The sequence below is a fragment of the Gilliamella sp. wkB178 genome, from assembly GCF_001690705.1.
Classification (GTDB): Bacteria; Pseudomonadota; Gammaproteobacteria; order Enterobacterales; family Orbaceae; genus Gilliamella; species Gilliamella apicola_K.
The window spans coordinates 380,573-392,329 of sequence record NZ_LZGK01000011.1; the positions used below are offsets into that span (position 1 = coordinate 380,573).

At 36.1% G+C, this 11,757-nt stretch carries 10 protein-coding genes and 1 pseudogene; 8 read left to right on the forward strand and 3 right to left on the reverse strand.

Features of this window, described 5'->3' with window-relative positions; all coding sequences use genetic code 11:
* Nucleotides 1-15 precede the first annotated feature (15 nt).
* Nucleotides 16-2,184, reverse strand: a pseudogene (locus tag A9G13_RS03300) (Tex family protein); the annotation flags it as partial.
* A 45-nt stretch (nt 2,185-2,229) separates the two neighbouring features.
* On the opposite strand from A9G13_RS03300, the gene greB reads away from it, so the two are divergent.
* The 3 genes from greB (at nt 2,230) to A9G13_RS03315 (ending at nt 5,234) form a co-directional block, all read left to right on the forward strand.
* Nucleotides 2,230-2,712, forward strand: a complete 483-nt coding sequence (gene greB, locus A9G13_RS03305) for a transcription elongation factor GreB (RefSeq protein WP_065556379.1) — start codon at nt 2,230-2,232, stop codon at nt 2,710-2,712.
* Nucleotides 2,713-2,849: 137 nt separating this feature from the next.
* Nucleotides 2,850-3,953 carry a YcbX family protein gene (locus A9G13_RS03310; RefSeq protein WP_065556190.1) on the forward strand — a complete coding sequence of 368 codons (1,104 nt, stop codon included), beginning with the start codon at nt 2,850-2,852 and terminating at the stop codon, nt 3,951-3,953.
* A 93-nt stretch (nt 3,954-4,046) separates the two neighbouring features.
* Nucleotides 4,047-5,234, forward strand: coding sequence for an SEL1-like repeat protein (locus tag A9G13_RS03315; RefSeq protein ID WP_065556191.1), 1,188 nt, complete (start codon nt 4,047-4,049; stop codon nt 5,232-5,234).
* Nucleotides 5,235-5,273: 39 nt separating this feature from the next.
* Here the strand turns inward: A9G13_RS03315 and A9G13_RS03320 are convergent, their stop codons facing one another.
* On the reverse strand, nt 5,274-5,840 hold the full coding sequence (locus tag A9G13_RS03320; protein ID WP_081301141.1) for a cell division protein ZapC: 567 nt from the start codon (nt 5,838-5,840) through the stop codon (nt 5,274-5,276).
* Nucleotides 5,841-6,149: 309 nt separating this feature from the next.
* Nucleotides 6,150-7,628, reverse strand: coding sequence for a ketol-acid reductoisomerase (ilvC, locus tag A9G13_RS03325; protein ID WP_065556192.1), 1,479 nt, complete (start codon nt 7,626-7,628; stop codon nt 6,150-6,152).
* Nucleotides 7,629-7,805: 177 nt separating this feature from the next.
* On the opposite strand from ilvC, the gene A9G13_RS03330 reads away from it, so the two are divergent.
* Genes A9G13_RS03330 through fis form a run of 5 tightly spaced genes read left to right on the forward strand, consistent with a single transcriptional unit; the run spans nt 7,806 to nt 11,701 of the window.
* Nucleotides 7,806-8,042, forward strand: a complete 237-nt coding sequence (locus tag A9G13_RS03330; protein WP_065556193.1) for a YhdT family protein — start codon at nt 7,806-7,808, stop codon at nt 8,040-8,042.
* Between the two features lie 6 nt (nt 8,043-8,048).
* On the forward strand, nt 8,049-9,512 hold the full coding sequence (gene panF / locus A9G13_RS03335; protein ID WP_065556194.1) for a sodium/pantothenate symporter: 1,464 nt from the start codon (nt 8,049-8,051) through the stop codon (nt 9,510-9,512).
* The gene (prmA, locus tag A9G13_RS03340) at nt 9,487-10,353 is read left to right on the forward strand and encodes a 50S ribosomal protein L11 methyltransferase (protein WP_065556195.1); all 867 of its coding nucleotides are present in this window, start codon (nt 9,487-9,489) and stop codon (nt 10,351-10,353) included. The genes panF and prmA overlap by 26 nt, the downstream gene beginning before the upstream one ends.
* 36 nt (nt 10,354-10,389) lie before the next feature.
* Entirely contained in the window at nt 10,390-11,397 is a 1,008-nt protein-coding gene (gene dusB, locus A9G13_RS03345; RefSeq protein ID WP_065556196.1) for a tRNA dihydrouridine synthase DusB, read from the forward strand.
* A gap of 7 nt (nt 11,398-11,404) precedes the next feature.
* The gene (gene fis / locus A9G13_RS03350) at nt 11,405-11,701 is read left to right on the forward strand and encodes a DNA-binding transcriptional regulator Fis (protein ID WP_034883623.1); all 297 of its coding nucleotides are present in this window, start codon (nt 11,405-11,407) and stop codon (nt 11,699-11,701) included.
* The last annotated feature ends 56 nt before the right edge of the window (nt 11,702-11,757 follow it).

An 11,757-nucleotide genomic window follows, 5' to 3' on the forward strand; every position in this document is an offset into this window, starting at 1 on the left:
TTTAGGCATGACTGCGTCATCGAGCCGCATGGTTAACGCAATACGTTTACGAGCAATATCCACTTCCACCACTTTTACTTTAACAATATCCCCTGCTTTCACCACTGTTCTTGGGTCATCAACAAATTTATTGGATAAAGCTGAAATATGCACTAAACCATCTTGATGCACGCCAATATCAACAAATGCACCAAAGTTAGTTACATTGGTTACAGCACCTTCCATAACCATACCAACTTTTAAATCTTGCATTGTTTCAATATTGTCGGCGAACTGCGCGGTTTTAAATTCTGGTCTTGGATCGCGCCCAGGTTTATCCAATTCTTTAATAATGTCAGTTACCGTTGGCACACCAAAATGATCATCTACATAATCAACTGCTTTAAGTGATTTTAAATAATTAGTATCACCTAAAATTTCTTTTAGTGATTTATGATTCTTGTCTAAAATACGCTCAACTACTGGATAAGCTTCTGGGTGAACTGCTGAAGCATCTAATGGATTGTTGCCATTAGTAATGCGTAAAAAACCGGCACATTGCTCAAAGGCTTTTGGACCTAAGCGTGCTACTTTTAATAACTGTTTACGATCGGAAAATTGGCCATTTTCATTACGCCAGTCAATAATATTTTGAGCGATAACTTTATTTAATCCGGCAATACGCGCCAATAACATCATTGAGGCGGTATTTAAATTTACCCCAACCGCATTTACCCCATCTTCTACCACTGCATCAAGCTTTTTCGCCAATAAGGTTTGACTCACATCGTGTTGGTACTGCCCCACTCCAATTGATTTAGGATCGATTTTAACTAACTCAGCTAAAGGATCTTGTAAGCGCCGGGCAATAGATACTGCACCACGAATTGATACATCCAGATCTGGAAACTCTTGAGCAGCTAGTTCAGAGGCAGAATAAACTGATGCTCCGGCCTCACTAACAATCACTTTTTGCGCTTTTACTTCCGGGTATTTCTTTTGTACATCTAAATAAAAGCGTTCAGTTTCCCGTGAAGCGGTACCATTACCAATTGCAACCAATTCAACTTGATACTTAATACAAAGTGCCGCTATTATCATGGCTGCTTTATCAGCTTGGCCGGTATGCGGATAGATAGTTTCAGTCGCAACCAGTTTACCCGTGGCATCCACCACCGCGATTTTAACACCAGTGCGTAATCCGGGATCCATACCCATGGTAACTTTCATACCCGCTGGTGCTGCCATTAACATATCATGTAAATTAGCCGCAAATACATCGATAGCTTCTTGCTCTGCATTTTCGCGCAGAGTAGTCATTAATTCAGTTTCCATATGCAGCAAAATCTTAATGCGCCAAGTCCAATTAATCACTGCTTTACGCCATTTATCTGCTGGTTGATCATTAAAATGCACGCCTAAATATTCAGTGATAATCTGTTCGCAATAACTTTCTTTAGGCGCTTCTTCATATTGAGGATCGGCATTTAAAGAAAGTTGTAAAAAGCCTTCATTACGTCCGCGGAACATAGCTAATGCACGGTGTGAAGGAACTTTTGATATTAACTCACTTTGGGCAAAATAATCACGGAATTTAGCACCTTCTTCTTCTTTACCACTAACCACTTGTGAAACTAAATGTGCATTGTTCCACAAATAATGGCGCACTTTAGCTAATAACGCCGCATCTTCAGCGAAGCGTTCCATTAGAATATAACGAGCGCCATCTAATACAGATTTAGTATCAGCCACACCTTTATCTGCATCTAAATATTTCTCGGCTTCGGTTTCCGGATTCAATGTTGGTGTTTGCCATAAATCATCAGCAAGCGGTTCCAGACCTGCTTCAATCGCAATTTGACCACGAGTACGGCGTTTAGGTTTGTAAGGTAAATAAAGATCTTCCAGTTCGGTTTTACTGAGAGTTGAGATAATACTCTTAGATAATTCTGGTGTTAATTTACCTTGTTCTTCAATAGACTTTAAGATGGTTTGTTTACGATCTTCAAGTTCACGCAAGTAACTTAAACGGCTATCTAAAGTACGTAATTGGGTATCATCAAGCCCCCCAGTTACTTCTTTACGATAACGCGCAATAAAAGGAACGGTACTACCTTCGTCTAATAATTGAATCGCAGCTAAAACTTGTTCTGGTTTTACGGTTAACTCAGCAGCTATAATATGGCTAATTTGATTATTTATCATGATGTCTCAATATATTTTTATCGATTAACGGAATTTGTCTTTATTATGAAAAGTGCTAATTATATAACAAGAGAAGGCTACTTAACACTCGGCCGTGAATTGAAATATTTATGGAAAGAAGAAAGGCCCAAAGTTACTCAAGCAGTCTCAGATGCCGCAGCACTAGGCGATCGCAGTGAAAACGCGGAATATATATACGGTAAACGCCGTCTGCGAGAAATAGATAGGCGCGTGCGTTTTTTAAGCAAACGCTTAGAATCGCTCACCATTGTTGATCCTGATCCACGCCAAGAAGGTAAAGTCTTTTTTGGTGCCTGGGTAAAATTAGAAGATGAAAATGGTAATTTACAAGTTTATCGCATTGTAGGTGCCGATGAATTCGAACCTAAAAAGAACTGGATATCCATCAATAGCCCAGTTGCCAGAGCATTAATCGGTCACAAAGTCGATGACGAAATCTCCGTCATAACGCCCAATGGTACTGCATTTTACTATATAGTCGCCATTAGTTATCAAGTATTAACTTAAGCAAATGCTATCGCTAAATTTTAGATAAAAACATATGTAACCGTAGATTATGTCCATACATACCATTTCTTGGTATATATAAATCCTAGCCAATTAAGTATATAATCTTTACCAGTTTATTATTTACTTAACTTATTATGATCGCAGTTAGCCAGCTGTTTATTTACCCAATTAAATCCATGAAAGGGATTGCGTTAACTGAAGCAATAACCGCTAGCGGCGGTTTTGAGCATGATCGCATTTTAATGATTAGTGAACCCGATGGTACCTTTATTACCGCAAGGCAGTTCCCTGAACTTTTAAAACTTGAAACTAAAATAGTAAATAATGCAGTACATATTTCACTACCCTCTCGCGAATCCATTAGTATCAATTTTGATGATTTTTCCAATACCAATGAACCCACTGAAGTATGGGGGAATCATTTTATGTTGCATATTGCCTCAATTAGAGTCAACCAATTTTTAAGTCAATTTTTACAAAAAGATGTGCAATTACGTTGGCTTGGCAATAAATTATCTCGGCGCACTAAACGTTACCCCGAAGTGCCGGTTAGTTTTGCCGATGGTTATCCATATTTATTATTGAATGAAGCTTCGTTTGCTTATTTGCAACTACAATGCCCTGAAAAGCTCAATATTAACCAATTTCGAGGAAATATTATTATTAAGGGCGCATTACCTTTTGCCGAAGATGGCTGGAAAACGATAAAAATTGGCGATGTGATATTTGATATTGTTAAACCTTGCACTCGTTGTGTAATAACCACCATTAATGTCGACTCAACCAATTACTTAGACAACAATGAACCACTCACGACATTACGTTATTTCCGGGCGGATGAACAAGGAAAAATTGATTTTGGCATGAATATGATTGCCCGTAATTTTGGTAAGATTTCGCTTAATGACCCTGTCGAAGTATTAGAAAGGCAAAATGCCAAAAATTATATTAAATCTTTCCCACCAGAAAATAGTAATTTGGCTCAATCATGTACTATTACTTTCGAAGATAAAATCATTAAAGGGAACAATCAACAAACTATCTTAGAGCAATTAGAGCAACATCAAATAACCTTACCTAATTCGTGCCGAGCCGGAATTTGTGGGCGTTGCATGGTGATATTGCAGCAAGGAGAAGTGCAGGCACTAACACAATCAGCAATAAAAAAAAATAAGCGAATTTTAGCCTGTAGTTGTGTACCTAAAAGGGATATTGATTTGAATTTATTAAAGAAGTGATATAAAAAAGCATTTATTATCTATAGAATGTAACAATCGTTTTAGTATCAATATAACAACAATAATTAAAGTAAAAATATAAGGTTAGTGTTAATGATTCAAAAAGTATGTGTATTTACCTTTGTGTTCTTGTTTTCATCTTATGCGTTTTCGTCTAATGATTTTAGTACCGTAACAAGTAGTTTTGACAATGGTAACAATAACCAATATCAGAAGAAATCAAATAAAGGTAAAGATAAGCCTGATTTATGGTATTACCGTGCATTTGCAAAAATAGAAGAAGTCATCGAATCACCAGATGAGAGTCTTAGTAAGATTTCTTTCTTAAATGATGGAAATGAAAATAAGACTAACCATGCTGATATCATAAAACAAATCGAAGAAAATCTAGATCCTAAAGATTATCCTTCAATGTTAAAACTTAGTTTTTATTATGCTGAGGATGAAGAATTAAATAAAGCGATCGAATATTTTGATAAAGCTTGCACTTTAGAAGTATCTAGAACATGTGAATTATATAAACAACAGTTAAAACAGCCAAAGAAAAATAAGATATATTCTTTATTGCGTAAATTTGACAAGAATAATCCTGATATTAAGCTGAGTCTAGCCATTGCAAAATGGTATGAGGATTTAGAGAAAAATTTAACCGCGATCAATTACTATTCATATGCTGTTGATAAAGATCCTAAGTTATTACTTAAAATGGTGGAATTATTAAAAACTGCGAATATAGAATCTCCATCAGAATTAGAAATGGCAATAATTAAAACCTATATTAAATATGATAGCTATATTGATGATGCTGAAATTAGATATAAAATATTTTGGCTTTACTATTATTCATCAAGTTTCGATTCTATCTTAGAAAATCAAAAAATAAGTATGTACTGGTTGGAAAAAGCAGCCGAAGCAGGACATTTTGAAGCAAAATTAAAAATCGCGGAGGAATATAAATCTGGATTTTACCTTGAAAAAAACTTTGCCAAATCTCTATATTGGTATAACAGTTATTGTAATGAGTTTAAAGAAGGTGAGTATCACTTTGATTATTGTTCTCCATTTATTAATAAAGAAAAAGAGATCGCCGATTTGCTTACTGAAGCTAACAATGGCGATATGGAGGCACAATTTAACCTAGGAATAAAACTAATTAATATTCAAGCATTACATAAAATAGGTATTTATTATCTGAAACAGGCAACCGATCAAGGCCATGAAGAAGCCAAATTGTATTACCTTATACATAAGGATAGACATTGGATAAATTTTTCAGGCTAGATTATTTAATAACCAAGCTGATTAGATAGGAATTTAATTTTAGGAAATAGCCTGCAAATCGGTTATTTCTTGCATGTTATCAACAAAATTAGGTGTTGCTGGTGTTAATCTATCATTCATAACTTTAATTGCTTCAGCAAAATTGAAAGTTTTATTCATTGCGGTGAAAGTTGGTTGCGCAATGATACACAAGGATGCATTTTCGCCAGCTTCAACCACCAATAAAGTCGCTCTTTGATTACCTTCTTGTATATTAACTTCAACAATATCTGCAACCTTAGGTACAAACAATTGTGGTTGTTGACTAAAATACCAACTTTTAGGCATTTGTGGTTTAAGGAAGTTTGCAGCAACAATTGCATTGATTGACAATTCTATTTGCTGAGATTCATCCAAATTTAAAGATTGGCAACTATCACGGAATAAGTAATAAGCAGTGGCATCGCTAACCGAAAATGGAAATTCACCAAAAACATCAGGAATTAACATTTTACTTGAGTAACAAGACCGAAATAACATTTCAGGTGAAACTTCTAACATCAAATTGCCATATTCATTGTCAAAATACCAACGCCAACAATCAGTCGGTCTAAAAATCATTTTCATTGATATGTTACCCTTTTAAATTGAACTAAATTTGTACAAAAGATAACACATTTTTTAAAAAAAATAAATAAAAAGTTAAAATAAAATTTTTTTAATTATATAATTTTTAAAAGTTTTATTAGAAATTTAATTAGATCCGAATGATCTAACTTAGATCTAATTTAATCTTTTTTTAACCATTTTGATCCACTAAGATCAATTAGTTTTTTATACTGAAACGTATACTTCTCAGGAAACATCTTGACAAGATATTTTAGACATAAAAAAAGGTGCTGTTCGCACCTTTTATATTTTGATTTTAATTAACTATTAACTGGCAACATTAATACGCTTCATATCGGTCATATAACTACGTAATTTACGACCAACTTTTTCTATTGGATGATTACGGATCTCATCGTTAACGTCACGTAATTGAGCATTATCGACACTACCTTCAGGGATCGCTTTACCAAGATCACCCGGTTGTAACATTGGCATGAACTTCTTGCGTAGTAAAGGCACTGCGGTATTAGCAAATAAGTAGTTACCATATTCAGCAGTATCCGAAATAACCACATTCATTTCGTATAAACGCTTACGCGCAATAGTATTCGCAATAAGTGGTAATTCGTGTAGTGATTCGTAATAAGCTGATTCGGCTAAAATACCGGATTCCAACATGGTTTCAAAAGCAAGTTCAACCCCCGCTTTTACCATTGCAATCATTACTACACCTTGATCAAAGTATGCTTGTTCATCAATTTTACCTTGATATTCAGCGGCTTTTTCAAATGCTGAGTCACCCGTTTCTTTACGCCATTTTAGTAGATTCACATCATTGTTAGCCCAATCCTTCATCATATTAGCCGAGAATTCACCGGAGATGATATCGTCCATATGTTTACGATAAAGATCGGTCAAAATCACTTTTAATTCTTTGGCTAAAGCATTAGCTCTTAATTTAGCTGGATTGGATAAACGATCCATCATTAAGGTAATACCACCTTGTTTTAGTGATTCGGTGATCGTTTCCCAACCAAATTGTAATAGCTTACATGCATAAGCAGGATCCGCACCATCAGCGACTAGCTTGTCAAAACATAATAAAGATCCGGTTTGTAACATGCCACAAAGAATGGTTTGTTCGCCCATTAAATCTGATTTAACTTCGGCCACAAATGATGATTGTAATACACCTGCACGATGACCACCAGTTGCTGCAGCCCATGCTTTAGCGATCGCTAAACCTTCCCCTTTTGGATCATTTTCCGGGTGAACTGCAATTAGTGTTGGCACCCCAAAACCACGTTTATATTCTTCACGCACTTCGGTACCCGGGCATTTAGGTGCTGCCATAACTACGGTAATATCAGGACGAATTTTTTCACCCACTTCTACGATATTAAAACCATGAGAATAACCTAATGCGGAACCTTGTTTCATTAATGGTTGAATGGCTTGCACCACGGCTGAATGTTGCTTATCTGGAGTTAAATTAATAACTAGATCGGCTGTTGGTATTAGTTCTTCATAGCTACCGACTTTAAAACCATTTTCGGTTGCTCTTCGCCATGAAGTACGTTTTTCAGCAATGGCTTCTTTACGTAAAGTATAAGCAATATCTAATCCGGAATCGCGCATGTTAAGACCTTGGTTTAGACCTTGAGCGCCACAACCAACAATAACAATTTTTTTACCTTTTAAAAAGTTAGCTTCTGAAGCAAATTCTTCACGCGCCATAAAACGACATTTACCAAGTTGATCTAACTTTTCCCGTAAATTTAATGTATTAAAATAGTTTGACATTTTCCTCTCCATAACTTTAATTAAACTCATTGATTTATGTATAACTATATAGTAATTTTAATATTGCCAAAATTGATATATTTACAATATTATATTGCATAAATTGCAATATACTTGCTAAGTGTGACACTTTCTTTTACTCTAGACCACCATTTATTTACTACTTAACTACTTAACATGGATACACGTTACCAACAAGCTAGTAAAGAAGCTAAACTGTCATTATTACTCACTATTATTTACCTGTTAGCATGGGTACTTAGTGCTTATTTAGGCAGCGATAAACTTGGACTACTGGGGCTGCCATTATGGTTTGAACTCTCTTGTATTTTAGTCCCTATTGGTTTTATTTTATTATGTTGGGCTATTGTAAAATTTCAATTTCAAGATATTCCCCTAGAACAAACTAAGTGATTAAACATGCATTTTGATATAATTTTACCACTGGTTATCTACCTAATTTTTGTGTTTGCATTATCAATTTATGCCTATGTGAAACGGAAAAAGGTAAATCAATTTACGGATTATTTTATTGGCAACCGCACCATGGGCGGATTTTTGCTCGCCATGACTTTAGCAGCAACTTATATTAGTGCTAGCTCGTTTATTGGTGGTCCCGGAGCGGCTTATAAGTATGGCCTAGGTTGGGTATTGCTATCCATGATTCAAGTACCTACCGTACTACTTTCACTTGGAATTTTAGGCAAAAAATTTGCTATTTTAGCGCGTAAATATAATGCAATTACGCTAAGTGACATGCTGTATGCCCATTATAAAAGCCGTATGATTGTTTGGTTTGCCAGTATCACTTTGGTAGTGGCATTTATTGGTGCTATGACCGTGCAGTTTGTTGGTGGCGCACGGTTATTAGAGTCTTCGGTGGGGATTCCTTATGATGTTGGTCTATTAATTTTTGGTATAGGTACCGTTATTTATACCGCTTTTGGTGGTTTTAGAGCCAGCATTTTAAACGATGCCTTTCAAGGTCTAGTAATGATTATTGGCGCGATTCTGTTATTAACCGCCATTATTTATGCTGGCGGTGGCATAACCACCATTATTGATCGTTTAACTGCAATTGATCCTGCTTTGTTAACACCACAAGGCCCTAATAATTTTATGGATTTCCCATTTATGACTTCGTTTTGGGTCTTAGTCTGTTTTGGTGTGGTTGGTTTGCCGCATACCGCTGTACGTTGCATGGCCTATAAAGACAGTAAAGCCGTACATCAAGGCATTATTATCGGGACTATCGTTGTGACCGTAATTATGCTAACTATGCATTTATCCGGTGCTCTCGGTCGCGTTATTGTTAGTGACTTAACCATTCCCGATCAAGTGGTGCCAACATTGATAATTAAAGTGTTGCCGCCTTTAGCTGCCGGAATTTTTTTGGCCGCACCACTGGCTGCCATTATGTCAACGATCAATGCTCAGCTGTTACAAGTATCCTCGGTAATTATTAAAGATCTATTTTTAAGTATCAAACCTAATACTAACTATAGTGATAAAACCTTAACTCGTATTTCGGTTACTATTACCTTTATTTTTGGTGGCTTACTTATTTTAGCTGCATGGAATCCACCTGATATGATTATTTGGTTAAATTTATTGGCATTTGGTGGGTTAGAAGCGGTATTTTTATGGCCATTAGTTTTAGGATTATATTGGTCAAAAGCTAATGCTACCGGAGCCCTGTGCTCAATGTTTGCCGGAGCAATCAGCTATACGTTACTGGCTGCTTATAATATTAAGTTATTGTCATTCCACCCAATTGTACCTTCTTTAATTATTGGATTGGTGGTGTTTATTATAGCTAACCCTATTGGCTGTATGTATAGTAAAACAGGAAAAAAATATGCCTTGGATTCAACTCAGAATTAATACTACTAATGATTTGGCTGAGCATATCAGTGAACAATTGGAAGAATCTGGTGCTGTTTCAGTTACTTTTGAAGACACTTATGACACCCCAGTTTTCGAACCATTACCTGGTGAAACCAAATTATGGGGTAATACCGACGTTATTGGTTTGTATGATGCGCAAACTGATATTAATCGGTTAAAAGCAGTACTAAATTTAGATCAATTTTCATATAAAATTGAACAGTTAGAAGATAAAGATTGGGAACGTGAATGGATGGATAATTTTCATCCGATGCAGTTTGGTCAACGTTTATGGATCTGTCCGAGTTGGCGAGAAGTCCCTGATCCTAATGCCGTTAACGTAATGTTAGATCCCGGCTTAGCCTTTGGTACTGGTACTCATCCAACAACCGCTTTATGTTTAACTTGGCTTGATAGTTTGGATCTAAATAACAAGCTAGTCATTGATTATGGGTGTGGTTCAGGAATTTTAGCTATTGCGGCTTTAAAGTTAGGTGCCAAACAAGTAATTGGTATTGATATTGATCCGCAAGCTATCCAAGCTAGCCGCGATAATGCTGAACGTAATAATGTTAGTGAAAAATTATCGCTTTATCTAGCTAAAGACCTGCCAGATAATTTGCAAGCCGATGTGGTTGTCGCCAATATCTTAGCCGGACCACTTAAAGAGCTAGAACCACACATTAGTAAACTGGTTAAACCCAAAGGACACCTTGGTTTATCTGGAATTTTAGCTACCCAAGCACCAGCTGTTAGTTCAGCTTACCAACCCCATTTTGTGCTTGATCCAGTTGTTGAACAACAAGAATGGTGCCGTATTACTGGCAAAAAAAACTAAAAATTTGCTATTACCCCCTTTTAACTTCGAGAAAAAATGCGTAATATAGCCGGCCTTAATTTGCTAAGCATTGGTAAGGTCACTTTAAGGAACAATTTAATCGCCGCACCAATGGCCGGAATTAGCGATCAACCATTTCGTAATTTATGTTACCGATTTGGTGCTGGCATGACGGTTTCAGAAATGTTTCTAGCAAATTCAGATGTTTGGCATACTGACAAATCAGCGTTAAGAATGATTGCCACTGATGATATCGGTATTCGTGCAGTGCAAATTGTTGGATCTGATCCCGATGAAATGGCTAAAGCTGCCGAGTTCAATGTTAAACACGGGGCACAGTTGATTGATATCAACATGGGGTGCCCGGCTAAAAAAGTTAATAAAAAATTAGCCGGATCGGCTTTAATGCAAAATCCGGAACTAATTAAAACTATTTTACAAAAAGTTGTCGGTGCTGTGGAGGTACCGGTGACCTTAAAAATGCGGACTGGATGGGATAAAAATAATAGAAATTGCTTAGAAATCGCACAAATTGCTCAAGATTCTGGGATAAAGGCGATTACTATCCACGGGCGTACTCGTGCCTGTCTGTTTAATGGTGAAGCTGAATATCAGTCAATTAAAGCAGTTAAAGAGAAAATTAGTATTCCTATAATTGCTAATGGTGATATTTGTACACCAGAACAGGCAAAAGATGTTTTTAATTATACGCAAGCTGATGCTATAATGATCGGCCGAGCGGCACAAGGGCGACCTTGGATATTTGAAGAAATAGCATTCTATTTAACACATGGAAAGTTACAAAAAGAGAAAACTGTCGATGAAGTTGAGCAAGTAGTACTATTGCACCTGAATGAACTTTATCAGTTTTACGGAGAATACAAAGGATTAAGGATTGCCAGAAAGCATGTAAATTGGTATACCAAGCATTATGCTGATAGCGATCAATTTAGGCGCTTATTTAGTGTACTTAACGATACTAGTGAGCAAGTTAAAGCACTAAAAGCATTTTTTAGTAAAATTAGAAACAACCAAAAGAGTTAAAAATACTATGTCAGAACAACGCGTTACAGCTGCGGCACTTAAATTTACAACTGTAAACTCTCAAGACCAAATAACACAAAAACCTTTGCGAGATTCAGTAAAGCAAGCTTTGAAAAACTATCTTTCACAATTAAATGGTGAAGATCCTACAGATTTATATGAACTAGTGTTAGCTGAAGTTGAACACCCATTCCTTGATATGGTTATGCAATATACACGTGGAAATCAAACTCGAGCAGCAAATATGCTTGGTATTAACCGTGGTACTTTACGCAAAAAATTAAAACAGTACGGAATGAGTTAGTCGATTATCATTAATCTATTTTTACAAAAAAGCACCTTTTTGTGGTGCTTTTTATT